At 70.9% G+C, this 22266-nt stretch carries 28 protein-coding genes and 1 tRNA gene; 17 read left to right on the top strand and 12 right to left on the bottom strand.

Going from position 1 to position 22266, the window contains the following annotated elements:
* Positions 1-84 precede the first annotated feature (84 nt).
* Entirely contained in the window at positions 85-876 is a 792-nt protein-coding gene (locus tag IO39_RS19475) for a class I SAM-dependent methyltransferase (RefSeq protein WP_084773115.1), read from the bottom strand.
* A gap of 74 nt (positions 877-950) precedes the next feature.
* Positions 951-1694 (bottom strand): SDR family NAD(P)-dependent oxidoreductase, encoded by a 744-nt coding sequence (locus IO39_RS19470; RefSeq protein ID WP_043624908.1) that lies wholly within the window; start codon positions 1692-1694, stop codon positions 951-953.
* 102 nt (positions 1695-1796) lie between these two features.
* Here IO39_RS19470 and mshA point away from each other — a divergent pair, with 102 nt between their 5' ends.
* The 3 genes from mshA to IO39_RS19455 are packed head-to-tail and all read left to right on the top strand — an operon-like array spanning position 1797 to position 4378.
* A complete protein-coding gene (mshA, locus tag IO39_RS19465; RefSeq protein WP_043624906.1) occupies positions 1797-3077 on the top strand; it encodes a D-inositol-3-phosphate glycosyltransferase in 1281 nt (426 codons plus the stop codon).
* A 39-nt stretch (positions 3078-3116) separates the two neighbouring features.
* Positions 3117-3599, top strand: coding sequence for a type III secretion system chaperone family protein (locus IO39_RS19460; RefSeq protein ID WP_043624904.1), 483 nt, complete (start codon positions 3117-3119; stop codon positions 3597-3599).
* Between the two features lie 35 nt (positions 3600-3634).
* Positions 3635-4378, top strand: a complete 744-nt coding sequence (locus tag IO39_RS19455; RefSeq protein WP_043624901.1) for a phosphoglyceromutase — start codon at positions 3635-3637, stop codon at positions 4376-4378.
* Between the two features lie 76 nt (positions 4379-4454).
* Here IO39_RS19455 and IO39_RS19450 read toward each other — a convergent pair whose 3' ends face one another.
* Both IO39_RS19450 and phoU read right to left on the bottom strand, forming a co-directional pair.
* Entirely contained in the window at positions 4455-4736 is a 282-nt protein-coding gene (locus IO39_RS19450; RefSeq protein ID WP_043624899.1) for a hypothetical protein, read from the bottom strand.
* Positions 4737-5015: 279 nt separating this feature from the next.
* Positions 5016-5660, bottom strand: coding sequence for a phosphate signaling complex protein PhoU (gene phoU, locus IO39_RS19445; RefSeq protein WP_043624898.1), 645 nt, complete (start codon positions 5658-5660; stop codon positions 5016-5018).
* Positions 5661-5793: 133 nt separating this feature from the next.
* Here phoU and IO39_RS19440 point away from each other — a divergent pair, with 133 nt between their 5' ends.
* Positions 5794-6966: a sensor histidine kinase gene (locus IO39_RS19440; protein ID WP_043624896.1), complete on the top strand. Its 1173-nt coding sequence runs from the start codon at positions 5794-5796 to the stop codon at positions 6964-6966.
* On the top strand, positions 6963-7655 hold the full coding sequence (locus tag IO39_RS19435) for a response regulator (RefSeq protein WP_043624894.1): 693 nt from the start codon (positions 6963-6965) through the stop codon (positions 7653-7655). Before IO39_RS19440 ends, IO39_RS19435 begins: the two co-directional genes overlap by 4 nt.
* A 163-nt stretch (positions 7656-7818) precedes the next feature.
* On the opposite strand, the gene IO39_RS19430 is transcribed toward IO39_RS19435, so the two are convergent.
* The gene (locus IO39_RS19430) at positions 7819-8400 is read right to left on the bottom strand and encodes a copper chaperone PCu(A)C domain-containing protein (protein WP_245642062.1); all 582 of its coding nucleotides are present in this window, start codon (positions 8398-8400) and stop codon (positions 7819-7821) included.
* Positions 8401-8651: 251 nt separating this feature from the next.
* Here IO39_RS19430 and IO39_RS19425 point away from each other — a divergent pair, with 251 nt between their 5' ends.
* The 4 genes from IO39_RS19425 (at position 8652) to IO39_RS19410 (ending at position 10460) form a co-directional block, all read left to right on the top strand.
* Positions 8652-9134, top strand: a complete 483-nt coding sequence (locus tag IO39_RS19425; RefSeq protein WP_043624891.1) for a CarD family transcriptional regulator — start codon at positions 8652-8654, stop codon at positions 9132-9134.
* Between the two features lie 17 nt (positions 9135-9151).
* Complete coding sequence (ispF, locus tag IO39_RS19420; RefSeq protein ID WP_043624889.1) at positions 9152-9625, top strand: 2-C-methyl-D-erythritol 2,4-cyclodiphosphate synthase; 474 nt, start codon at positions 9152-9154, stop codon at positions 9623-9625.
* A 178-nt stretch (positions 9626-9803) separates the two neighbouring features.
* Positions 9804-10094: a GlsB/YeaQ/YmgE family stress response membrane protein gene (locus tag IO39_RS19415; protein WP_043624887.1), complete on the top strand. Its 291-nt coding sequence runs from the start codon at positions 9804-9806 to the stop codon at positions 10092-10094.
* Positions 10095-10190: 96 nt separating this feature from the next.
* Positions 10191-10460 (top strand): GlsB/YeaQ/YmgE family stress response membrane protein, encoded by a 270-nt coding sequence (locus IO39_RS19410; RefSeq protein ID WP_043624885.1) that lies wholly within the window; start codon positions 10191-10193, stop codon positions 10458-10460.
* A 171-nt stretch (positions 10461-10631) separates the two neighbouring features.
* On the opposite strand, the gene IO39_RS19405 is transcribed toward IO39_RS19410, so the two are convergent.
* Positions 10632-11921, bottom strand: coding sequence for a DUF2637 domain-containing protein (locus IO39_RS19405; protein WP_043624883.1), 1290 nt, complete (start codon positions 11919-11921; stop codon positions 10632-10634).
* Positions 11922-11976: 55 nt separating this feature from the next.
* Here IO39_RS19405 and IO39_RS19400 point away from each other — a divergent pair, with 55 nt between their 5' ends.
* Both IO39_RS19400 and cysS read left to right on the top strand, forming a co-directional pair.
* On the top strand, positions 11977-12363 hold the full coding sequence (locus tag IO39_RS19400; protein ID WP_043624880.1) for a PPOX class F420-dependent oxidoreductase: 387 nt from the start codon (positions 11977-11979) through the stop codon (positions 12361-12363).
* A gap of 43 nt (positions 12364-12406) precedes the next feature.
* The gene (gene cysS / locus IO39_RS19395) at positions 12407-13798 is read left to right on the top strand and encodes a cysteine--tRNA ligase (protein ID WP_043624877.1); all 1392 of its coding nucleotides are present in this window, start codon (positions 12407-12409) and stop codon (positions 13796-13798) included.
* Between the two features lie 103 nt (positions 13799-13901).
* Here cysS and IO39_RS19390 read toward each other — a convergent pair whose 3' ends face one another.
* Complete coding sequence (locus IO39_RS19390) at positions 13902-14093, bottom strand: hypothetical protein (RefSeq protein ID WP_043624875.1); 192 nt, start codon at positions 14091-14093, stop codon at positions 13902-13904.
* Positions 14094-14292: 199 nt separating this feature from the next.
* Here IO39_RS19390 and rlmB point away from each other — a divergent pair, with 199 nt between their 5' ends.
* The 4 genes from rlmB (at position 14293) to IO39_RS54545 (ending at position 16403) form a co-directional block, all read left to right on the top strand.
* A complete protein-coding gene (gene rlmB / locus IO39_RS19385; protein ID WP_043624872.1) occupies positions 14293-15258 on the top strand; it encodes a 23S rRNA (guanosine(2251)-2'-O)-methyltransferase RlmB in 966 nt (321 codons plus the stop codon).
* 20 nt (positions 15259-15278) lie between these two features.
* Positions 15279-15351, top strand: a tRNA-Thr gene (locus IO39_RS19380).
* Between the two features lie 355 nt (positions 15352-15706).
* Positions 15707-16093, top strand: coding sequence for a hypothetical protein (locus IO39_RS54550; RefSeq protein WP_157548608.1), 387 nt, complete (start codon positions 15707-15709; stop codon positions 16091-16093).
* Between the two features lie 115 nt (positions 16094-16208).
* Complete coding sequence (locus tag IO39_RS54545) at positions 16209-16403, top strand: DUF2283 domain-containing protein (protein WP_157548605.1); 195 nt, start codon at positions 16209-16211, stop codon at positions 16401-16403.
* A 187-nt stretch (positions 16404-16590) separates the two neighbouring features.
* On the opposite strand, the gene IO39_RS19365 is transcribed toward IO39_RS54545, so the two are convergent.
* From IO39_RS19365 to IO39_RS19355, 3 genes are all read right to left on the bottom strand, one after another.
* Entirely contained in the window at positions 16591-17184 is a 594-nt protein-coding gene (locus IO39_RS19365) for a hypothetical protein (protein ID WP_043625323.1), read from the bottom strand.
* A gap of 194 nt (positions 17185-17378) precedes the next feature.
* Positions 17379-18107 (bottom strand): Type 1 glutamine amidotransferase-like domain-containing protein, encoded by a 729-nt coding sequence (locus tag IO39_RS19360; protein WP_084773107.1) that lies wholly within the window; start codon positions 18105-18107, stop codon positions 17379-17381.
* A 69-nt stretch (positions 18108-18176) separates the two neighbouring features.
* The gene (locus IO39_RS19355; RefSeq protein ID WP_043624867.1) at positions 18177-18545 is read right to left on the bottom strand and encodes a nuclear transport factor 2 family protein; all 369 of its coding nucleotides are present in this window, start codon (positions 18543-18545) and stop codon (positions 18177-18179) included.
* 95 nt (positions 18546-18640) lie between these two features.
* Between IO39_RS19355 and IO39_RS19350 the strand changes: the two genes are divergently transcribed.
* On the top strand, positions 18641-19303 hold the full coding sequence (locus tag IO39_RS19350; protein ID WP_043624865.1) for a maltokinase N-terminal cap-like domain-containing protein: 663 nt from the start codon (positions 18641-18643) through the stop codon (positions 19301-19303).
* Between the two features lie 94 nt (positions 19304-19397).
* Here IO39_RS19350 and IO39_RS19345 read toward each other — a convergent pair whose 3' ends face one another.
* Positions 19398-20315, bottom strand: coding sequence for an SDR family oxidoreductase (locus IO39_RS19345; protein ID WP_043624862.1), 918 nt, complete (start codon positions 20313-20315; stop codon positions 19398-19400).
* 106 nt (positions 20316-20421) lie between these two features.
* Here IO39_RS19345 and IO39_RS19340 point away from each other — a divergent pair, with 106 nt between their 5' ends.
* Positions 20422-21636 carry a cytochrome P450 gene (locus IO39_RS19340; RefSeq protein WP_043624860.1) on the top strand — a complete coding sequence of 405 codons (1215 nt, stop codon included), beginning with the start codon at positions 20422-20424 and terminating at the stop codon, positions 21634-21636.
* A 52-nt stretch (positions 21637-21688) separates the two neighbouring features.
* Here IO39_RS19340 and IO39_RS19335 read toward each other — a convergent pair whose 3' ends face one another.
* A complete protein-coding gene (locus IO39_RS19335) occupies positions 21689-22153 on the bottom strand; it encodes a flavodoxin family protein (protein WP_043624857.1) in 465 nt (154 codons plus the stop codon).
* Positions 22154-22266: the final 113 nt, after the last annotated feature.

Here is a 22266-nt window from a genome sequence, read left to right as displayed (position 1 = left end):
CCCCCGACAGGTTGCGACCGAACTTGAACGAGTTGGACCGCACCGCGACCATATACCGGAGATCTCGTGTGCGAAATAGACCATTTACCGGGGATCGACGGCCTGCCACGGCAGCGTCAGCTCGCCGAGCCGCCACCGGGCCGGACCCCCCAGCGGCGGACGCGCCGGGACCGGCCAGGACGCGGAGAGCACCCGGATCGCGGCCAGCCACCGCTGCCGCCGCCCGTGCGCCCCGTACGGCGCGCTGACCGCCCAGGCCCGGTCGAAGTCGCTCAGGAACGCATGGATCCGCTCACCCGGCACGTTCCGGTGGATGAGCGTCTTGGGAAGCCGGTCGGCCAGGTCGGAAGGCCGTTCGAAGGCGTCGAACCGGGCCGAGAACGTGATCGTCTCCGGCCCCTCCGGCGACAGCCCCACCCAGACCGCCCGCCGCCCGGTCTCCGAGCAGGTGCCCTCGACCAGCACGCCGCCCGGGGCCAGCCGCTCCCTGAGCGCGTCCCAGTACCGCCACGCCTCGTCCTCGCCGTACTGGCGCAGCACGTTGAAGGCCCGCACCAGCGCCGGCGGGCGCGGGACGGGCAGCTCGAAGCCGCCCAGCCGGAAGCTCAGCCCCTCCCGCTCGTACGGCTTCGCCACCGCCACCCTGGCCGGATCGATCTCGATCCCCACCACCTCGACCTCGGGGACCACCCGGCGCAGCCGCGTGAACAGCTCCAGCGTCGTGGTGTGCGAGGCCCCGTAGCCGAGGTCCACGACCAGCGGGCGCGCCGCCGAGCGCAGCAGCGGCCCGTGCACCGCCGCCACCCAGCGGTCGCAGCGCCGCAACCGGTTGTGACCGGTCGTGCCCCGGGTGATCGTCCCGACCGGCCTAGCCACGGCCCGCCCCCCGGCCGGTCGCCGGGGCCGGCGCGTCCACGGGCCGGCCTCCAGAGCCTCCCGGCGCACCGGGCTCAGTCACTGACGCGGTGCACCTTGTGCTGGGCGGCCTGGGCACGGGGGCGGATGACCAGGCGGTCGATGTTCACGTGGGCCGGGCGGGTCACCGACCAGGCGATCGCGTCGGCCACGTCGTCGGAGGTCAGCGGGTCGGGCACGCCCGCGTACACGCGGGCCGCGGCCTCCTCGTCGCCGCCGAACCGGGTGAGCGCGAACCCCTCGGAGCGCACCATGCCGGGCGCGATCTCGACGATCCGCACCGGCTGCCCGACCAGCTCCAGGCGCAGGGTCTCGGCCATGGTCCGCTGGGCGTGCTTGGCCGCGACGTAGCCGCCCCCGCCCTCGTACGCGCCGTGCCCGGCCGTGGAGGTGAGCATCACCAGCACGCCGTCCCCGGAGGCGACGAGTTTGGGGATCAGCGCCTGGGTCATGCGTAGGGAGCCGAGCACGTTCACGTCGTACATGCGCTGCCAGTCATCCAACCGCGCGTCGGCCACCGGATCCAGGCCGAACGCCCCGCCGGCGTTGTTGACCAGCACGTCACAGCGCTCCAGCGAGGCGGCCAGCGCGTCCACCGACTCCTGCGAGGTCACATCGAGCGTCACCGGCCTGATCGAGGGCGACTCCGCGGCCAGCTTGTCCAGCCGGTCGCGGCGCCGGGCCCCCGCCACCACGTCGTATCCCTCGGCGGCGAGCCGCCGCGCGGTCGCCTCTCCGATCCCGCTGCTCGCACCGGTCACCACAGCCGTCTTCCGCATGCTCCCCATCCTAGAGAGCCGACTTGTACTCCTAGTTGTGACCGTCTGTCGGGAATGTCGAAAAATACGGGACGGTTGTACTCCGTCTGGAGGTGGTGTCGAGTGAGGCGACGACGGGTCAGCCGGGTCGCGACCATCAGCATGCACACATCGCCGCTGGACCAGCCCGGGACGGGCGACGCCGGCGGCATGAACGTGTACATCGTCGAGTCGGCCAAGCGGCTGGCGCAGCTCGGCGTGGAGGTGGAGATCTTCACCCGGGCCACCGCCCGCGACCTGCCGCCCGTGGCCGAACTCGCGCCGGGCGTGCTCGTCCGGCACCTCACGGCGGGCCCGTACGAGGAGATGGACCGCGCCGACCTGCCCGCCCAGCTCTGCGCCTTCCTGTCGGAGGTCCTGCGCACCGAGGCCATGTACGACCCCGGCCGCTACGACCTCATCCACTCTCACTACTGGCTGTCCGGCCAGGTCGGCTGGCTGGCCAAGGAACGCTGGGGCGTGCCCCTCGTTCACACCATGCACACCATGGCCAAGGTCAAGAACCTCCTGCTCGCCGCGGGCGACAAGCCCGAGCCCCAGGCCCGCGTGGTCGGCGAGCAGCAGGTCGTCGGCATCGCCGACCGCCTGGTGGCCAACACCGCCGACGAGGCCCGCGAGCTGATCGACCTGTACGGCGCCGCCGAGCAGCGCGTCGCCGTCGTGAACCCCGGCGTCAACCTCACCGTCTTCCAGCCCGCCTCGCAGGGCGCCGCCCGCCGCCGCCTCGGCCTGCCCCAGGACGCCCACGTCCTGCTCTTCGTCGGCCGCATCCAGCCGCTCAAGGCCCCCGACGTGCTGCTCCGCGCCGCCTCCAGGATGCTCATCGACGACCCCTCGCTCCGCTCCCGCCTGGTGGTCGCCTGCGTGGGCGGCCCCTCGGGCAACGGCCTGGCCCGCCCCTCCTTCCTCACCGACCTCGCCACGGAGCTGGGCATCTCCGACGTCGTCCGCCTCGTCCCCCCGGCCGCCCAGGCGGAGCTGGCCGACTGGTACCGCGCCGCCTCGGTCACCGTCGTGCCCTCCTACAGCGAGTCGTTCGGCCTGGTGGCGCTGGAGTCGCAGGCGTGCGCCACGCCCGTGGCCGCCGCCGCCGTCGGGGGCCTGCGCACGGCCGTCCGCGACGGCGCCTCCGGCGTGCTCGTCGACGGCCACGACCCGGCCGACTGGGCGCGGGCGCTGCGCCGCTTCGTCACCGAGCCCGCCTGGCGCGACCAGCTCTCCCGGGGCGCCCGCGCGCACGCGGCCGCCTTCGGCTGGCAGGCCACGGCCGCCCGGCTCATGGACGTCTACGCCGCCGCCCTGGCGAACCTGCACAAGGTCCCGGTGGCCGTCTCGTCCTTCTGACCCGTACTTTGTTCTGGCGGCGGGCCTATCCTGGTCGGCATGCGCGATGTCGTCGAAGCCGCGCTCAAGGCCGCGGACGTCACTTACGACGAGCCGCGGCCCGGGGCGTTCCTGGTGAAACTGCCCGGCCAGCACAAGCTCGCCACCATGACCTGGCTCATCGTGGGCGAGCGGGTGCTGCACGTCGAGGCGTTCTTCTGCCGCCGGCCGGACGAGAACCACACGGAGTTCCACCGCTGGCTGCTCGGTAAGAACGGCAGCATGTACGGCGTGCACTTCTCCCTCGACCCCGTCGGCGACGTCTACCTGGTCGGCCGCCTGCCCCTCGCCGCCGTGACGGAGGAGGAGATCGACCGCCTGCTCGGCTGCGTGCTGACGTACTCCGACGAGTGGTTCGACCGGGCGCTGGAGCTGGGCTTCGCCTCCTCGATCAGGCGGGAGTGGGAGTGGCGCGCCAAGCGCGGCGAATCCCTGGCCAACCTGCGGGCCTTCGCCCGTTTCGCCGACCCCGACCGTGCCTGAACCGGCGGTGATGCCCGGCCCATAGGATTGGCCGCATGGCGACTTTGGTGCTGCTTAGGCACGGCGAGAGTGACTGGAACGCGAAGGGCCTGTTCACCGGCTGGGTGGACGTGAGCCTTTCTGCCAAGGGCGAGGAAGAGGCCCGCCGCGGCGGCAGGCTGCTCCAGGAGGCCGGGCTGCGCCCGGACGTCGTCCACACCAGCCTGCTGACCAGGGCCATCCAGACGGCCCAGCTCGCGCTGGCGGAGGCCGACCTGCTCTGGCTGCCGGTCAAACGGAGCTGGCGGCTCAACGAGCGCCACTACGGCGCGCTCCAGGGCAAGAACAAGGCCCAGACGCGGGAGGAGTTCGGCGAGGAGCAGTTCATGCTGTGGCGCCGCTCCTACGACGTGCCCCCGCCCCCCATCGCCGACGGCGACGAATACTCCCAGGCCGGCGACGCCCGCTACGCGCTGCTGCCGCCGGAGCTGATGCCCCGCACGGAGTGTCTGAAGGACGTGGTGGAGCGCATGCTCCCCTACTGGTACGACGAGATCGTCCCCGACCTCGCGGCCGGCCGCACGGTCCTGGTGGCCGCCCACGGCAACTCCCTGCGCGCCCTGGTCAAGCACCTCGACGGCATCGGCGACGAGGAGATCGCCGGGCTCAACATCCCGACGGGCATCCCGCTGCTGTACGAGCTCGACGCCGACTACCGGCCGACCGTCCGCGGCGGCCGCTACCTCGACCCGGAGACCGCCAAGGCCGCCATCGAGGCCGTGGCCAACCAGGGTCGCTGACCGGCGGCCGACCCGATCGCCGATCGCCGATCAGCGGTCGGCGGTCGGCCGAAAAGGCTTCAGAGTGGTGCCCCGGTCAGTCGCCGGCGGGCGGCCAGCTCTCCCAGCGGGGTGGCGGGGGGTTGTGCGTCTCCCAGAGCCGCCTGGTCCTGTCGACGCACTCGGGACAGATGGGCTCGTCCGCGGAGCGTCCCACCGCTTCCGGGCCGGCCGGACGAAGCGTGCCCAGGACGGAGAAACCCGGCGGAAGCCTGGTCTCCGGGTCTATGAGCACCGTCTCCACCTGTTTCGGGTCGAAGGTGAAGGTGCGTTTGCAGACATAGCACCGGCCGGTGGTCAGGTCCTGCCCGTCGGACATCGGTCCTCCTCCGCCGCCGGCGCCGCGCGCGGCCGTCCGCGCCGCTCCCGACCGACGATACGCCGCGCCCGCCCGCGATCGCGCGGAACGAGAGCCGGTCCTGCAACGGGGGCCGGTCCTGCAACGAGGCCGGTCCTGGAACGGGGGCCGGTCCTGGAACGGGGGCCGGCTCCGATCGTGCGGAACGGGTTCCCGGCCGGACCCATCGCCGGGAACCCCGCACCCGCGGCTTCGCCGCCTGTTAGCTTGGGCGGTCCACGTCAGCTCGGGCGGTCCGAGTCAGCTCGGGCGGGTGCCCGTGACCAGGTAGACGACGTCCTGGGCGACCCGTACCGCGTGATCCGCGTACCGCTCGTAATACCGCCCCACCAAGGTGATGTCGATAGCCGGCTCCACTCCGTGCTGCCAGTCCTTGTGCAGGATGCTCCGGAAGAGCTTCCGGTGCAGTCGGTCCATCGCGTCGTCGTCCTGCTCCAGCTCCATCGCCGACTCCACGTCCCGCGAGGCCACGCAGCTCCCGGCCTTGGTGACCAGGTTCTCCGCGATCTGGCCCATCTCCAGGATCGTGCCGCGCAGCTGGGGCGGGATCGCCGAGTCGGGGTGCCGCAGGCGGGCGACCTTGGCCACGTGCACGGCCAGGTCTCCCATCCGCTCAAGATCGGTGCCCATGCGCAGCGCCGTGATGACCATCCTCAGGTCCACCGCGACCGGCTGCTGCCTGGCCATCAGCTCGAAGATCGACGTCTCGATGTCGGCGAACGTCGCGTTCACTTCCTCGTCCCGGGAAATGACACTCTCGGCGAGCTGCAGGTCGGCGTCGAGGAGGGCCGTGGTGGCACGGGAAATGGCCGAGCGGACCAGACGGGTCATTTCGACCAGCTTGTCGGTCAGCGAATCAAGTTCTTCATGGTACGCGTCGCGCATGTCGTCACCGTACGTGCCGGTCGATGAACGAACCCCTACAGCGAGATGAACTTTCCAGGAAAGGGTCGTTCATCCCCTGATGAGGGGGTCTGTCCCTGCGAAAACGCCACCTACCATCGGAGGCATGAGTGAGATGGCCATGAGCTTCGCGGCCCTGGCCGGGTTCGTGGTGGGCGCGCTGGCGGTCCTGTTCTACCGAAACCAGATCGAGGCCCCCAACCGCGCCGCCGCGACGGACGGAGTGGAGACCGGCGCCGCGCTGCCCCAGGGCGTCGCGTCCGTGCTGGCCGTGCTGCCCTCGTCCGCGGTGGTCCTGGACGCCCACGACCGCGTCCTGCGCGCCAGCTCGGCCGCGCGGGCGTTCGGGCTGGTCAAGGGCGACCGCCTGATGGCCGCGGAGCTGCTCGCGCTGGCGCGGCAGGTGCGCCGCGACGGCGAGATCCGCGAGAGCGAGATCGACGTCGCCGGGCACAAGTTCGGTCAGGAGACCACCAACTTCGCCGTGCGCGTGGCGCCGCTCGGCTCCTACGGCCAGGTGCTGGTGCTGGCGGAGGACCAGACCGAGCGGCGGCGGGTCGAGGCCGTGCGCCGCGACTTCGTCGCCAACGTCAGCCACGAGCTGAAGACCCCGGTGGGCGCCATGAGCCTGCTGGCCGAGACCATCCAGGACGCCGCCGACGACCCCGAGGCGGTCAGCCGCTTCGCCGGGCGCATGCAGCTCGAGGCCGCCCGGCTCAACTACCTCATCCAGGACCTGATCACGCTCAGCCGGATCCAGGGCGCCGAGCCCATCCCGACGCCCGGTCAGGTCTCCATCGACGAAGCCGTCCAAGACGCCATCGACCACTGCAACACCAGGGCCTCCGCCAAGGACATCACGCTCGTCACCGGAGGAACCGAGGGCCTGCGCATCTGGGGTGACGACGAGCTGCTCGTCACCGCCCTGCGCAATCTGATCGACAACGCCGTCGCCTACAGTCCCGAGCACACGAGGGTCGTCGTCAGCGTGCGGCCCGCGGGCGACTCCGTCGAGATCAGCGTCAGTGACCAGGGCATCGGCATCCCGGAGGAGGCGCTGGAGCGCATCTTCGAGCGCTTCTTCCGCGTCGACGCCGCCCGCTCGCGCGCCACCGGCGGCACCGGGCTGGGCCTGGCCATCGTCAAGCACGTCGCCGCCGCGCACGCCGGCGAGGTGTCCGTGTGGAGCAAGGAAGGGTCCGGCTCCACGTTCACCCTCCGCCTGCCCGCCTTCGGCGGGACGGCGGTGGCAGTACCACCCTCGATTCCCCTGGAGGCAGCCAAATGACTCGTGTTCTCGTCGTCGAGGACGAGGAGTCCTTCTCCGACGCCCTGTCCTACATGCTGCGCAAGGAGGGCTTCGAGGTGTCGGTCGCGGCGACCGGGCCCGAGGCGCTGGAGACCTTCGACCGCAACGGCGCCGACCTGGTGCTGCTCGATTTGATGCTGCCCGGCCTGCCGGGCACGGAGGTGTGCCGCTCGCTCAGGCAGCGCTCCAAGGTGCCGGTCATCATGCTGACGGCCAAGGACAGCGAGATCGACAAGGTCGTGGGCCTGGAGCTGGGGGCCGACGACTACGTCACCAAGCCGTTCTCCTCGCGCGAGCTGGTCGCCCGCATCCGCGCGGTCCTGCGCCGCCAGGGCGACGTCGTGGAGGAGCTGGAGACGGCCGTGCTGGCCGTCGGGCCGGTGCGCATGGACGTCGACCGCCACGTCGTCGCCGTGCGGGGCGAGCCGGTGCAGCTGCCGCTGAAGGAGTTCGAGCTGCTGGAGGTGCTGCTGCGCAACGCCGGGCGGGTGCTGACCCGGGGGCAGCTCATCGACCGCGTCTGGGGCGCCGACTACGTGGGCGACACCAAGACGCTCGACGTGCACGTCAAGCGCCTGCGGGCCAAGATCGAGTCGGACCCGTCGAACCCGCGCTGCATCCTGACCGTGCGCGGCCTGGGCTACAAGTTCGACGCCGTCGAGGAGTGACGGTCCCGGAACGCGCGAAACCCCGGTGCCACGTGGCACCGGGGTTTCGTCATGGGTCTCGGTTCGCCGGCCTCACAGGCCCCTTGACGAGGCTTTTCGGGCGGCTCGGGCCCCGGGAGAGGCCGGTCGGGCTCCCGGGGGCCGTACGGGCGTCTCAGGGCCCTCAGTGGGCCTCTTCCGCGGTGGCGGAGGGCGTCGGGCTGGGCGTGGGGGCCGCGGTGGCGCCCGGAGCCGGCGGGTAGTCCTTGTACTCGCGGCTGCGGGTGACCACGGGCACGTTCATCGAGATCTGGCCGGCGTTGGCGAACTGGAGGTCCAGCTTGATGGTCTCGCCGCCCCTGAGGCTCTTGGGGATCGCCTCGATCATGATCTGCGGGCTGGGCTTGCCGGTGTTCACCAGCTGGTTGCTGGGGAGCTGGATCGGGGCCGTGATCTTCACGGTGCCCATGTCGCCGGCCGAGACCGCGGTGAGCGTGTCGGGGGCGGCGGCGGTGTTGAGGATGTTCAGGTAGACGGGGGCCGAGCCACGCCAGGGGAGCTGGGCGCCGGAGTCGGGGCCCAGGATGAACGCCTGCGGGATGTGAATGCCGCTCTGGTGGCCGTACTGACCCTTGGCGATCAGGACTTGCCCCTCGGCGGGCGCGTACGGCTTGTTGGTGGTGGCGTCGAATCCAGCCGCGCAGCCGGCGAGCACGGGGGCTGCCAAGAACGCGGCGGCTACGACATTCCAGCGACGGCTGGTCACGGGCGGGTTCTCCTTGGTTCTGCGCAGGTGTCGCGCGTGCGTGATGTGCAGCGCCCACCATATCCACCCCAATGCATGGTCATATCCGCACCCCTGCAGGTCATTCGCTATGTCCGGAAATGCGATTCATAGAGTTGAGCGCTTGTCAAGCCCCAATATGCGGCTTTGACCTGCAGTTATGAGGATTTCACTGTTCCGGGAGGCTGTGGATGCGTGGTACCCTGGAGTACAGCGGAAGGGGTACTTGTCACATGACTTTCCAGGTCGGCGACACTGTCGTCTACCCCCACCATGGGGCTGCTCGGATCGAAGCAATCACGAAGCGATCCATCAAGGGTGAGGAAAAGACCTACCTGGTGCTCAAGGTCGACAAGGGCGACCTTACCGTCCAGGTGCCAGCCGAAAACGCAGAACTCGTCGGCGTGCGCGATGTTGTCGGTCAGGAAGGCCTTGAGCGGGTTTTCGATGTCCTTCGGATGCCGCACACCGAGGAGCCGACCAACTGGTCTCGTCGCTACAAGGCCAATCTCGAGAAGCTCGCCTCCGGCGACGTGAACAAGGTCGCCGAGGTGGTTCGGGACCTGTGGCGGAGGGACCGCGAGCGCGGCCTGTCCGCAGGCGAGAAGCGCATGCTCGCCAAGGCGCGCCAGATCCTGGTCAGCGAGCTGGCCCTGGCCGAGAAGACCAATGAGGACAAGGCTGAGGCCCTGCTCGACGAGGTTCTCAACTCCTGAACACGAATCTTCCGCGGGTGGGCGTCGGCGTCGACGTCCACCCGTTCGCATCGAGCGACTCGGGGCGCGAGCTCAACCTCGCCGGGCTGCACTGGCCGGGTGAGGTCGGCCTCGAAGGCCACTCCGACGGCGACGCGGCCGCCCACGCGGCCTGCGACGCGTTGCTGTCGGCGGCCGGCCTGGGCGACCTGGGCCGGCTGTTCGGCACCTCCGACCCCCGCTGGGCGGGGGCCACGGGTGCCGCCCTGCTCGAAGAGACGGCGCGCCAGGTGCGCGCCGCGGGCTACGAGATCGGCAACGTGGCCGTCCAGGTGGTCGGCAACCGGCCCAAGCTGGCGCCGCGCCGCGAGGAGGCCGAGAAGGCGCTCAGCGCGGCCGTGGGCGCGCCGGTGAGCGTCTCCGCCACCACCACCGACGGCCTGGGCCTGACCGGGCGCGGAGAGGGCGTCGCGGCCATCGCCACGGCGCTGGTCGTCAACCTTTCCCGGTGAGACGGCGTCTTACGTAGGGACGCGCGAGCGTGTCCCGGCGTGGCGTCGACCGCCCGCCGAGTTCGGAGGCGGCGGTTCGTCACTGGCGCGGTACGGACCGCCGCCTTCTTATGCGTGATTTGCCTGTTCAGAGGGTAGGTGTCCCCTTGACATGTGAACGTCTCGGGGGGAGCTGCACATGATCGGCGCGATTGTTAGCGCAGTAGTCATCGGCGCCATCGTCGGTGCGCTGGCCCGGTTGCTGGTGCCCGGCAGGCAGAACATGTCCATCGGTTTGACCCTCATCGTCGGCATCGTGGCCGCCTTGATCGGCACACTGATCGCGCACGCGTTCGGCTGGGCCGACACGAGAGGCATCGACTGGATCGAGCACATACTCCAGCTCGCGCTGGCCGTCCTCGGCGTGCTGCTCGTGACCCGCATGGGCATGGGACGCGGCGGGGGCCGTACCGGACGAACTACGACGTGACCTGCGCCTTCGTCAAATCGGCGCATAATCGCCGTAGATCGGGTAGCCACCTCTCGTGAGGATGAACCGCTCACCCTCACGGGGAGGTTTCATACCATGACCATCGAATCCATCCTTGGCGCCATCGTGATTGGCGCCGTCATTGGCGCAATCGGTCGCCTGCTGCTGCCCGGTAGGCAGGCCATCGGGTGGATCCTCACGATCGTCGTCGGCATCGTGGCCGCCCTTCTGGGCACGCTGCTCGCGCAGGTGCTGGGCGTCCAGACGACGCCCGGCATCGACTGGATCGAGCTGGTGATGCAGGTGGTGCTCGCGATCGTCGGTGTCGGCCTGGTGGCCGGCCTGCGACGCGGCACCAGAGTCTGACGCTGACCGGGCCACGGCACGTCACCGGCTGGTGACGCAGCCACGGCACGGCACCCGCGTCCGGCCGGCGACCGCCGGCGCACGGATACACGGAAGGCCCGCCCGGGGCATCGCCCCTGGGCGGGCCTTCCGCGCGTTCCAGACGGCGGGTTCCGCCCGGGTGGGCTCTCCTCAGCCCTCCGGCGGGCGTGGGGTGCTGCGGAGGCGTCCTGAGGGGGCCGGGGTGTCGTCGTGGATCACCGGGTGCGGGGCGGTGTCCTCCATCTCGTCGCCGGACCCGCGCGGCCGGCGGCCCTCGCCGTCGTCGGCGGCCTCGGGGCCGTGGCCGGGGTCCGGGGTGTCGTCCTCGACGATCGGGTGCGGCTGGGTGTCGGCGTCCTTGTCGTGGCCCTCGTCACCGGGGCGGGGGTGGACCAGGACGTCGGCCGGCTTGACCCGATCCCCCCAGCGGACGGGCCGCTTCAACGGCCCGGGCTCGGGCTCGGGCTGGGGCTCGGGCTCGTACCGCGGTTCGGGCTCGGGCTCCGGATCGGGCTGCGGGTAGGGCTCTGGTTCGCGGTCGAGGCTCCGTGCGGGTTCGGGGCGTGGCTCCGGCTCGGGGGCGAGGGCCGCCACGGGCTCGGGTTCGTGCCGTGGCGCGGGCTCGGGGTCGAGTGGCCGTTCCGGCTCGGGAACGCGCTCGGCGTCCGGGCCCTGATTCTCGTCCCGTGCCGGCGTGTCGTCCCGTGTCGGCGTGTCGTCTCGGGCCGGTGTGTCGTCCCGGGCGGGAGTGTCGTCCCGTACCGGAGTCTCGTGTCGGGCCGGTGTGTCGTCCCGGGCCGGCGTCTCGTCCTGTACCGGCCACTCGGCGACGCGCGCCGACACCGGCGGGGTCTCGGGGGCGGCGGTGGGGCCGACCACCGGCGTGGGCTCCAGCACGGGCTCGGGCGCCCGCGTGTCCAGCGGAGGCGGCGTCTCGGAGCGCGGGTGGGGACGGTGGAAGGGCACGATGTCCGGCGCGCCCGTACGTTCGTCCCGGTCGTCGAAGGCGGCTCCGGCGCGCCGCGCCTGTACGTGCTTGAGCAGCAGCAGCCACAACCACAGCGCCAGGGCCAGCATGACCCAGGGCGCCAGCGCCACGCCGATGGCCGTCTGCCGCACGTCGAACACGATGCGCAGCGCCGTCGCCACGTTGACCGCCGCGGCCGCCACGATGAGCAGGACCAGCACGAGCGCCGCCTGCACGCGCACCAGCGGCCTGGCCGGGCGCAGCAGCAGCACGGCGATCATCGCGACCACCAGTAACGCGTCGAAGGCCGCCGGGTAGAGGAAGGCCAGGTCGGGCCTGGCCTCACCGGTGAGGGCCAGCGCGCGCAGGTCGTCGAACGACAGCGCGCAGGCCGCCCCGGTCAGGGCGGCGACCGCGAGCCCGGCCAGAGCGAGGCCGAGGCGTCGGAGCGCAGAGGGGGGAGTCACGTCCATGGCGGTTTCGAGCCTACAGAAGAATGGGGGACAGGACCGATCAAGGAGGCCCAGCATGGCAGAGCTGTCGGAAGATGTCCGGAAACTCCTGGACGCGCCGAATTTCGCAACCGTGACGAGTCTCAACGCCGACGGCGGGCCCCAGTCGTCGGTGGTGTGGATCCGTACGGACGGCGACGACGTCGTGTTCTCCACCGTGAAGGGGCGCGTGAAGCCGCGCAACTACGAGCGCGACCCGCGCGCCAGCCTGCTGGTGATGGACCCGGACAATCCGTACCGCTACGTGGAGATCCGCGGGCGGGTGACCATGACGCCCGACCCGGAGGGCGCGCTCATCGAGGAGCTGTCGCAGAAGTACCAGGGGCGCTCGTGGCAGGACAAACCGGGCGCCGAGCGGCTCATTGTACGGATCTCTCCGGACAGGGTCTTCCTGCGGGGCTGATTTATCGACCTGATTGCGCCGTCGAGGCGTTAGCCTTGCCTTCGTGAGCCTGCACATCTACGACACCAGCACGCGCGCCATCCGTGAATTCGTTCCGGTCGAAGCCGGCCGGGCGTCGATTTACCTGTGTGGGGCGACCGTGCAGGCTCCTCCCCACATCGGGCACATCCGCTCGGGCGTCAACTTCGACGTGCTCAGGCGCTGGCTGTCGCGTTCCGGCTACGACGTGACGTTCTGCCGCAACGTCACCGACATCGACGACAAGATCATCAGGGTGTCGGCCGAGGAGAGCGTGCCCTGGTTCGTGGTGGCCGAGCGCAACCAGCGGGCCTTCACCTGGGCCTACGACACGCTGGGCTGCCTGCCGCCGACCGTCGAGCCGCGCGCCACCGGCCACGTGCCCGAGATGATCACGCTCATGGAGCGGCTGATCGAGCGCGGCCACGCCTACGCCTCCGGCGGCGACGTCTACTTCAGCGTCCAGTCCTACGCCGAGCGCTACGGCTCGCTGTCCAACCAGCGGGTGGAGAACATGCGGCCCGCGGCCGACACCGACGACGAGTCCTGCAAGCGCGACCCGCGCGACTTCGCGCTGTGGAAGGGCGAGAAGCCGGGCGAGCCGACGTGGCCCACGCCCTGGGGCCCGGGGCGTCCCGGCTGGCACCTGGAGTGCTCGGCCATGGCGACGAAATACCTCGGCTCGACGTTCGACATCCACGGCGGCGGCATCGACCTGATCTTCCCGCACCACGAGAACGAGATCGCGCAGTCGCAGGCGGCGGGCGACGGGTTCGCCCACTACTGGATGCACAACGGGATGCTCAAGATCGGCGCCGAGAAGATGAGCAAGTCGCTCGGCAACTCGCTGCTGATCCCCGAGATGGTGCAGAAGGTGCGGCCCGTGGAGCTGCGCTACTACCTGGCCGCCCCGCACTACCGCTCCTCGATCGAATACTCGGAGGAGGCGCTGCTGGAGGCCGCGGCGGCATACCAGCGGATCGAGGGCTTCGTGACGCGGGCGGCGGAGGTCATCCACGACGTCGACGCCGACGCGCCGCTGCCGCAGGCGTTCGCCGACGCGCTCGACGACGACCTCGGCACGCCCCAGGCGCTGGCGGTCGTGCACGAGGTGGTGCGCGAGGGCAATGTCGCGCTGTCGCGCGGCGACAAGGAGGCCGTGGCGCGGCTGCTGGCCGAGACCCAGAACATGCTCGACGTGCTGGGCCTCGACCCGCGCTCGCCGCAGTGGCGCGGCGCCGGCTCCGACCTGGCTCCGGTGGTCGACGCGCTGGTGGCGGTGGCGCTGGAGCAGCGCAAGGCCGCCAGGGAGCGCAAGGACTACGCCGCCGCCGACGCGATCAGAAACCAGCTCGCCGCCGCCGGCATCACCGTCGAGGACACCCCGCACGGCGCCCGCTGGGAGCTGAGCCGCTGACACACCTGAAGACGCACGGCTCGGCGCTTGAGCCGCTGACGCACCTTGAAGGCGTGCGGCTCGGCGCTTGAGCCGCACGCCCTGGGCGTGCCGGGAGCCGGGGTCAGTTCACCCGCGCCAGGTCGATGATCACGTACTGGCCCTTGATCTCGTAGGCCACCAGCCGGTCGTTGCCCGGGCGGACGCTGATCATCTGCCCCTTGGCGTCGGGCCGCAGGCCCAGGTCGCCCGACCGGCCCGTGGCCAGGTCGAGCAGGGCCTGGCCCGTGGAGCGTCCACGCAGGTCGATGGCCATGAAGCGGCCCTGGCCCAGCCCCGACGGCCCGCTCCGCGACGAACTCCGTGAAGCGGGGGTCGTCTTTCACGTGTCATCGCCTTTCCATGCTTTGTCACCCCCAGACGGACTTGCCGTGATTTTTGTTGAATCCCGGAACCCGGTGGAGGTTGTTCCGGCATGGGCCGAGCCGGGTCACGGCCCGAGTACCCTTGATGACATGGCAGCAGGCGGTAGGGCTTCGGGCAGGCCCGCGAAGAAGAAGGGCCCGTCCAAAGGCACCGGGGGGCAGGGCCGCCGGTCGCTGGAGGGCAGAGGCGCGACCCCGCCCGCCGAGATGCGGCACTGGTACAAAGACAAGGCCCGGACCGAGCGCATCGCGCGCGAGGAGCGCGGCGGCGCCCGCCGCGCCGCGCCCGCCAAGGGGCAGCGGCGCTCGGAAGACGCCCCCGAATACATCGGCGGCCGCAACCCGGTGCTGGAGGCGCTCCAGGCCGGGGTGCCGGCCGGCGCCCTCTACGTGGCGCAGCGCATCGACAACGACGACCGCGTACGCGACTCCATCAAGATCGCGGCCGAGCGCGGCATCGCCCTGCTCGAGACCACCCGCGACAAGCTCGACCGCCTGACGGAAGGCGCCGTCCACCAGGGCATCGCCCTCCAGATCCCGGCCTACGACTACGCGCACCCGTCGGAGCTGGTGGAGCTGGCCCACGAAGCCGCAGAGGCGCCCCTCATCGTCGCCCTCGACTCGGTCACCGACCCCCGCAACCTGGGCGCCATCGCCCGCTCCGCCACCGCCTTCGGCGCCCACGGCCTGCTCATCCCGTCCCGCCGCTCCGCCGGCGTCACGGGTGGCGCCTGGAAGACCTCCGCCGGCACCCTCGCCACCCTGCGCGTGGCTCGCGCCGCCAACCTGACGGCGGCCCTGCGCGAATACCGCGAGGCCGGCCTCTTCGTGATCGGCCTCGACGGCGCCGGCGAAACCGACATCGGCGACGTCGACCTGCTGACCGAGCCCCTGGTGGTCGTCGTGGGCTCGGAGGGCAAGGGGCTGTCACGGCTGGTGCGCGAGCACTGCGACGTGGTGACCCGCATCCCGATGCACGCGGCCGCGGAGTCACTCAACGCGGGAGTGGCGGCCGGGGTGGCACTGTATGAGGTCGCTCGTCACAGGCGCCTCTAGCGTCTACACTGGTAGGCCGTGCCGACGTAGCTCAATCGGCAGAGCATCTGTCTTGTAAACAGAAGGTCAGGGGTTCGATTCCCCTCGTCGGCTCTGCAACCAGAAGGCCCCTGAACGGGCGATTCGCCGTCAGGGGCCTTCTGCTTCCAAAGCTTCACCCGGTGTCTTCGGCGGCTGTGGGAGCCACCTTGGGAGCCGCCGTGGCGAAGCTCGTGTGGGTGCCAGTGGCCGAGTCCCGCCCTGCGGGAAACCGTGGCGAAGGCTACGGAAATGGGGCCTTGCAGAGCCATGACGCTGGTTCCTCTCTTGGGTGTCATGCACTCGGCCCAGCAAGTAGTCAGACCGTAACCTTGCGTTTCTTGCCAGGTTTAGTGACTGTGGAATTCGGCACGGGATCGTGAATCTCCCGTGCTGTCTTCCGGGCGAACGGGGGCGAATGATGCTCCTTATGGAGCCGGAACACGGTCTTTCCCGGGGCAGCGCAGCGCTCATTGTGCTTGTCATCGTGTGGTTCTTCGGCACGCTGTCTCTGGGGTACGCGGCCCTCTACTACGGCCTGGTCATCGGAACAGGCCCATCGAGAGACGGCGATCTCGCCCACACGCTGATCTACGCGGCGATCACGCTCGGGATCGGCGCACCCGTCGTCGGCCTGGCGATCGCCATTCGGCTGCACCACAAGGCCGGCACCTGGGTCTATGGACTCATCGTGCTCGGCCTGGTGGTCCTCGGCATCTCCGCCCTGTCCGGGCAACGCGACAACCACGTCTACAAGGAAGACCCGGCGATCTGTACCGCGCCCCCGGAGCTGGCGCTCGAAGTGCCCGGATGCTAGGAGGCGAGGTAGGCGTCCTCTAGACCATGGCGAGCGAGGCCATCCGGCGTTATCGGTTCAGGGGCTTCGTGCTTGTCGTGACAATGTCGCTATCTCTGGCAGAGACTCTGTGACCATGGAAGAGCATCCCGGCACGTGGACCTACGATCCCGAGGCGGAGGCCGCGTACGTCTACCTGCGGGGTCCGATCGCGCTCGGGGGCGTGGCGCGGACGGTCACGGTGGACAGTCCCATGGTGAATTTCGACTTGGACGAGAGTGGCCGGGTGATCGGTATCGAGATCCTCGCCGCCTGGCCGGGAAAACAGTAAAGGCCCTACCGAGCGGGGATGGCGCCTTTCGCCTGGCCTGGATCCACTCGCTCCGGCATCGGCGCCCGGCTGCGACCACGTACCCGGTTCACCAGACGTATGAGGAGTTCGTCCGAGTCGTCCACGTGTGGGCCGACGAGAATGAGCTTCCTTCGCCGAGGGCTCCTTCCCCCGCGCATCACCCTCATCAAGAGATCTTGAAGTACTGGTCGAGGGCCGGGACGAGCCGGTCTGCCAGAGCCGGGATAGTGGTCGCCGCCCATCGTCCGGCGAGGCCGAGGAAGCCGGCGAGGTCCTGTTGAGCTGTGGTGAGCAGGCTGGCGAGCTCGCCGGGAGCGAGCTCGATGAACGCCGGGTCCTCTTCGTGCTGCCGGAGCCGGATGACGTGACCCGCATGGGTGACGTGCGGAGTGGGGTCGTGGCCGAGCCAGGTCTCCTGCCCGCGTACCACGTCCCACCAGTCCCGCCAGTTCTCCAGGCCGAAGCAGCAGCCGGGCGAGATGCTGACGCCCGTGCCGGTGTCGCGGAAGCGCAGCCCGCCTGGGGCGATCAGGCCTTCCGCTTCGGCGAGGTGCCGTTCCAGCCGGGCCTCGGTCAGGTCGGTGGCGTGGGTGACGGAGATGCCGTTGTAGCTGAAGAGGACGGCCATGGCCGTGCCGACGTCGGCGGGAGGCATGCGGCCGGAGAGGGTGAGAAGGCGGTCGCCCGATGGCTCGGTGATCGGCCAGGCCGTGAAGTCCACCGCGTCGTAGGTCTCCAGGACGACTTCAACGGTGATCATGGTCATCAGTATCCAGGCGTCGCAGCGTTGGAGATGGCGTCTTCGGGGGCTTCGGCTGATGATCCTGGGATGGGGAACGCGCTCCACGGACCAGGCGGGCATCCCGCCGATCGTGGATGCGCTTGTCGCCGTTGAGGAGCGGTCCCCGTCCTGGAGTGTGCTTGATCAGGTCGTGAATGGGGTGGGGTGGCCTGTCAGGGGACCCAGTAGCGGGCCGGGAGGGGCTTCTCGTCGTGGCCGCCGGTGCCGTCGGGCGCGACGGACCAGGCGTTGCGGTCGGGGAGGACGCTCACGGCCTCGTGCAGCTCGGTGCCCACATAGTGGAGGGCGACGCCGTCCTCGGTGGCGTGGCCCGCCGGCAGGGCGCCGCTCGCCACGAACTCGCGGAAGCGGGTACGGCGGGGCTGGTCGGCCAGGTCGTCGTGGACGCCGTTGCTGTACGGCAGGAATCCCAGGCCGTCGTTCAGGGCGTCGAGGCTGTCACCGAAGGAGTCGGTCACCCCGCCTTCGTGCCAGCACAGGCTGCCCGCGCTCTGGCCGGCCAGCACCACGCCCTTCTCCCAGCACTCCCGCAGGATCTCGTCGAGGCGGTGCGCGCGCCAGACCGCCAGCAGGTTCACCACGCTGCCCCCGGACACGAAGATCACGTCCTGGGCGAGGAGGTGCGCCCGTACGTCGGGCACGTTCGGCTGCGTGAACAGCTGGAGATGGGACACGTCCACGTCACCGAACGACGCGGCGATGGCGCGCCAGCCGTCGATGTACTCCCGGGAGTCGCCCACCGCCGTCGGGATCAGGCACACGCGCGGCCTGCGCGCCCCGGCCAGTCGCATCGCCTGCCAGATCTGGACGCCGACGTGCCGGAACCCCTCGGGCGGGTACAACACTCCGGAGCAGGCCAGGATCTGCGGTTCTCTGATCATGAACCCGCATCCTCCCCCTGGAAGGGGCCGCGCGCAACGCGCCCTTCGCCCCCTCTCCTCCACCTCGGATCAGTCTGTGCTCGGGGTTCCCTGGTGGAAGTACAGGCGCCAGCCCGCCTCCGTACGCACCCAGATCGAGCTGCGGCGAGCGCGCCGGCCGCCGCTGTCGGAGACGTAGGTCAGGTGCACCACGTCGGGCGTGAGGAGGAGGCCCGCCAGGTCGCTCGCGCCGATGGGCTCGTCCGACGGCCGGGAGGACTCGACGAGGTCGGCGATGATCTCCGAACGGCTCCAGAGCCGGCCCGAGGCGCCGATCTCCCTGAACTCCGGATGCAGGAGCCCGGCCATGAGCTCCGCCGACGACCTCACCTCCGGGTCGAGCAGCCGGAGCTCTCCGGCCACGGCTGCTGCCACAGGGTCTGTTCGCTGGTCGGCCATGCCAGGAGCCTATGGGCAGGGCGACCGGAGAGGGGCGGGCGGGCGGGTGGGAGGATGCGGAGGTCGTACTTCGCGTAACGGAAGAGAACGCTGGCATGGCCGTCATCCACAACACTGTCGTCAAGCCGACCAAACTCGAGCTGCTCACCTCCTGGCTGCCCTCCCGGCCGTGGTACTCCGGTGGTCCGGACGGGCCGGAGCTGGTCAAGGGCGGGGGTTTCCGGCTGGACGATCCGGAAGGGGAGGTCGGGATCGAGTTCATGGTGGTCGGCGACACCTCCGCCGATCAGCCGGTCACCTACCTGGTGCCGCTCACCTATCGCGGCGCACCGCTGGACGGGGCGGAGCACGCTCTCGTCGGCACCATGGAGCACGGGGTGCTGGGGCCGCGCTGGATCTACGACGGCTGCCACGACCCGGTGCTGGTCGCACAGCTGGCGGGCCTGGTCGAGGGGCGGGTTCAGGCTCAGCACCAGAGCCTCAGCGACACCCCCGACCGGGAGATCACGCGGTCCTGCGCCGCTGACGGCCTCGCCGGTACGGAGTTCACCGCCGCCACGGACGACCACGAGGGCACCGAGCTGACCGCCCCGCAGGGCGCTACCCTGCGCGTGCGGCGGGTGCTGCGCCCCGTCGCGGACGGCGAGCCCCTCCAGCCGGCGGACGCGGCCGGGCACGTCGCCGGCGCCTGGCAACTGCCGGACGGGACCCGGGTGCGAGGGCTGTTCGTGACCCTCCACACCGGCTCTCGCGCCTGAGAGTCGCCCGGGGCGCTGGGCGCCCCATGGCTGGGCGCCCCATGGCTGGGCGCCCCATGGCTGGGCGTCCCATGGCTGGGCGCGCCCGGGTGGGTCAGCGGTAGCCGGTGGCGTCGGCGGGCTTGCCCGGGTCCTGGACCTCGACGACGTAGCGCCAGCAGTCCGGCTGGGAGCCGTCCACGTCGGTGAAGCCGTACTCGCGGGCCAGTTGCCCGCTCGACAGCGACTGCCCGCTCCACCGCATCACCTCCGGGTCGGCGGCCAGGGCGGCGACCGCGCGGCCGACGTAGCGCGGTGACTCGGAGATGACGAAGTGCGGCTCGCGGGCGGTGGCGTCGCGCCAGTTGTCCTCCTTCACCTCGAACAGGTCGAGCATCAGCTCCGACCTGAGCCAGCCGGGGGTCAGCGTCACCGCCGCGCAGCCGTGCGCCCGCAGCTCGTGCGCCTGGGCGAAGCCGAGCCTGATCACGGCGCTCTTGGCCTGGTCGTAGAAGAACGAGACGCGGTAGTTGTGGTCGTTGTACTCCTTGGTGCCGTCGGTCATCTCCACGACCAGGCCGCCGGGGCGTTCGATCAGCAGGGGCAGCGCGTAGTGGCTGGTGATGACGTGCGTGTCGATCGCCAGCCGGAGCAGGCGCAGCCCGCGGTCGAGGTCGTGCCGCCACAGCGGGGTGTCCCACTCGGCCAGGTGCTCGCCGCCCCAGATGTCGTTGACCAGCACGTCCAGGCGGCCGTGGTCCTGCCTGATCCGGTCGACGAGGGCCTTGACCTGCTCGCGTTCCAGGTGGTCGACCCGGACGGGGACGCCTTCGCCGCCGGCGGCGGTCACCAGCTCGGCGGTCTCCTCGATGGTCTCGGGACGGTCGTACTCCGACCGGCTCTCGCGGGTGGTGCGGCCGGTCACGTACACGGTCGCGCCGGCCGCGCCCAGCTCCACCGCCACGCCGCGCCCCGCGCCGCGGGTGCCCCCGGCGACCAGCGCGACCTTGCCCTTCAGTGACTTGTTGCTCATGGCTCATGACCGTAGGGGTGATACCCGACAACCTCTGTCATCTTTTCGCGGGTTCCCGCCTTGACCGCCGGCGACGCGTTCCGTACGTTCCAGCGAGGAGGCCGTTATGACAGAACAGTCCGGCACCACCTCGGCCTGGCCCGACCTTCCCCCGGGCCCGTACGGCACCCCCTCACCCGAGCTGGCCCGCAGGCTGGCCGAGGCTCCGATGGAGCCGGCCACCATGCCCAGCGGCGACCGCGTCCCCCTGATCGTCCGGTACGCCGACGTCCGCGGCCTGCTCGCCTCTCCCGCCGCCAGCCGCAACCTGCGCGAGCCCGGCCTGCCCAGGATGGTCAGCGGCAGGGCGCTGGACGACGACCCGGCGGCGCTGAACAACCAGGACCCGCCCGAGCACACCCGTTACCGCCGCATCCTGCACGGCACGTTCACCCCCAGGCAGGTCGAACGCTGGCGCCCGCGCGTCGCCGCCATCGCCCACGAGCTGCTCGACGCGGCCGGCCCGGAGTTCGACCTGGCCGCGGCGTACGCGATGCCGCTGCCCGCGCGGGTGATGTGCGAGCTGCTCGGCGTGCCGATGGACGGATACGACCAGTTCAGCAGGTGGACCGGGATGTTCCTGTCCACCTCCGACGCCAGCGCGGAGGCCAGGGCCGAGGCGTACACCGCCTTCATGGCCTACGCCGCCGAGCTGATCGCCCGGCACCGCGCCGAGCCGGGCGAGGACCTGATCGACCTGCTCATCGAGGCGCGCGACGAGGGCGGCGGGCTCAGCGAGGACGAGCTGACGAACATGGTCTTCACCCTGATCCTCGCCGGGATCGAGACCACCGCCACGCAGATCATCCGGGGCACGTTCCGGCTGCTGTGCCACCCCGGCCAGTACGCGGAGATCGTCGCGCGCCCGGAGCTGGTGGAGCCGGCGGTGGAGGAGCTCCTGAGGTACGAGGGGCCGGGGGCGCAGGGCATGTTGCGCCGGATCACCGAGGAGGTCGAGGTGTCCGGCGGCACGATCCCGGCGGGCACGGTCGTGCTGCCCAGCCTCACGGCCGCCAACCACGACCCGGCGGTGTTCGAGGAGCCGATGCGCTTCGACGTGCACCGGTTCGCCGGTGACCCGCCCGTCTCGCACCTGACCTTCGGGCACGGCCCGCACTACTGCCTGGGCGCGAACCTGGCCCGGGTGGAGCTGCAGGAGGCGTTCCGCGCGCTGGTGACCCGGTTGCCGGGGCTGCGGGCGCAGGAGGACCTGGCGACGGTGTGGTGGAACGACGACGCCTTCGCCTACCGCCCCCTGCGGCTGCTCGTCAAAGCCGGTTGACGGCTCGGGCTCGGCTGGTTCGGCGGGGCTCCGTGGTCAAAGCCGGGTTTCACTAAGGGCTGAGCGTGGCGGCGAGGGTCGCGCCGAGTTCCCAGCAGGCATCCAGGTCCTCCTTGCGCGGCGCGCCCGTCACCGTCACCGGCCGCTGGACGCGCTCCCACTCCAGGGCGCCCGCGATCGACTCCACCGCGCGCACGGCTCCGGTGGTGTCGTTGTTGCCGTGCACGTACAGCCCGTACGGCAGGCGCCGGGTCTCCTCCAGGCACGGGTAGTAGACGGTGTCGAAGAAGTGCTTGAGCGCCCCGCTCATGTAGCCGATGTTGGCCGGGGTGCCCAGGATGACGCCGTCGGCCTCGAACACGTCGGTGACGGTGGCGCGCAGCGCGGCGCGGGTGACCACCTCCACGCCCTCGACCTCGTCGGTGGCCGCGCCCCGGCGCACCGCCTCGAAGAGCTCCCGCAGCGTCGGGGAGGCGGTGTGGTGCACGATGAGCAGGCGTCGGACGTCTTGCGGCACGCCGCCGATCCTCTCACGGCCGGCGCCGGCCGGGGCGTCGATCAGCCGCGAACGGGGCCGGGCACGCGAGGTGGGACCGGGCGCGCGAGGAGAGGCCGGGCGCGCGAGGAGAG

This window comes from Nonomuraea candida, from assembly GCF_000725485.1.
In the GTDB taxonomy this organism is placed as follows: domain Bacteria; phylum Actinomycetota; class Actinomycetes; order Streptosporangiales; family Streptosporangiaceae; genus Nonomuraea; species Nonomuraea candida.
Note: the sequence above shows the minus strand (reverse complement) of the source record. Positions and strands in the feature narration are given on the sequence as shown.

Bases quoted from the DNA above. Each gene is read 5' to 3' on its own strand.
- IO39_RS19345 (WP_043624862.1), bottom strand. From the start codon at position 20,315: ATGAGCAACAAGTCACTGAAGGGCAAGGTCGCGCTGGTCGCCGGGGGC.
- IO39_RS19440 (WP_043624896.1), top strand. From the start codon at position 5,794: ATGGCCATGAGCTTCGCGGCCCTGGCCGGGTTCGTGGTGGGCGCGCTG.
- IO39_RS19425 (WP_043624891.1), top strand. From the start codon at position 8,652: ATGACTTTCCAGGTCGGCGACACTGTCGTCTACCCCCACCATGGGGCT.
- IO39_RS54550 (WP_157548608.1), top strand. From the start codon at position 15,707: ATGGAGCCGGAACACGGTCTTTCCCGGGGCAGCGCAGCGCTCATTGTG.
- IO39_RS19400 (WP_043624880.1), top strand. From the start codon at position 11,977: ATGGCAGAGCTGTCGGAAGATGTCCGGAAACTCCTGGACGCGCCGAAT.
- IO39_RS19390 (WP_043624875.1), bottom strand. From the start codon at position 14,093: ATGGCCATCGACCTGCGTGGACGCTCCACGGGCCAGGCCCTGCTCGAC.
- IO39_RS19460 (WP_043624904.1), top strand. From the start codon at position 3,117: ATGCGCGATGTCGTCGAAGCCGCGCTCAAGGCCGCGGACGTCACTTAC.
- IO39_RS19435 (WP_043624894.1), top strand. From the start codon at position 6,963: ATGACTCGTGTTCTCGTCGTCGAGGACGAGGAGTCCTTCTCCGACGCC.
- rlmB (WP_043624872.1), top strand. From the start codon at position 14,293: ATGGCAGCAGGCGGTAGGGCTTCGGGCAGGCCCGCGAAGAAGAAGGGC.
- IO39_RS19450 (WP_043624899.1), bottom strand. From the start codon at position 4,736: ATGTCCGACGGGCAGGACCTGACCACCGGCCGGTGCTATGTCTGCAAA.
- IO39_RS19350 (WP_043624865.1), top strand. From the start codon at position 18,641: ATGGCCGTCATCCACAACACTGTCGTCAAGCCGACCAAACTCGAGCTG.
- IO39_RS19455 (WP_043624901.1), top strand. From the start codon at position 3,635: ATGGCGACTTTGGTGCTGCTTAGGCACGGCGAGAGTGACTGGAACGCG.
- IO39_RS19470 (WP_043624908.1), bottom strand. From the start codon at position 1,694: ATGCGGAAGACGGCTGTGGTGACCGGTGCGAGCAGCGGGATCGGAGAG.
- IO39_RS19405 (WP_043624883.1), bottom strand. From the start codon at position 11,921: ATGGACGTGACTCCCCCCTCTGCGCTCCGACGCCTCGGCCTCGCTCTG.
- phoU (WP_043624898.1), bottom strand. From the start codon at position 5,660: ATGCGCGACGCGTACCATGAAGAACTTGATTCGCTGACCGACAAGCTG.
- IO39_RS19415 (WP_043624887.1), top strand. From the start codon at position 9,804: ATGATCGGCGCGATTGTTAGCGCAGTAGTCATCGGCGCCATCGTCGGT.
- IO39_RS19410 (WP_043624885.1), top strand. From the start codon at position 10,191: ATGACCATCGAATCCATCCTTGGCGCCATCGTGATTGGCGCCGTCATT.
- IO39_RS19360 (WP_084773107.1), bottom strand. From the start codon at position 18,107: ATGATCAGAGAACCGCAGATCCTGGCCTGCTCCGGAGTGTTGTACCCG.
- IO39_RS19365 (WP_043625323.1), bottom strand. From the start codon at position 17,184: ATGATCACCGTTGAAGTCGTCCTGGAGACCTACGACGCGGTGGACTTC.
- IO39_RS19355 (WP_043624867.1), bottom strand. From the start codon at position 18,545: ATGGCCGACCAGCGAACAGACCCTGTGGCAGCAGCCGTGGCCGGAGAG.
- IO39_RS54545 (WP_157548605.1), top strand. From the start codon at position 16,209: ATGGAAGAGCATCCCGGCACGTGGACCTACGATCCCGAGGCGGAGGCC.
- IO39_RS19340 (WP_043624860.1), top strand. From the start codon at position 20,422: ATGACAGAACAGTCCGGCACCACCTCGGCCTGGCCCGACCTTCCCCCG.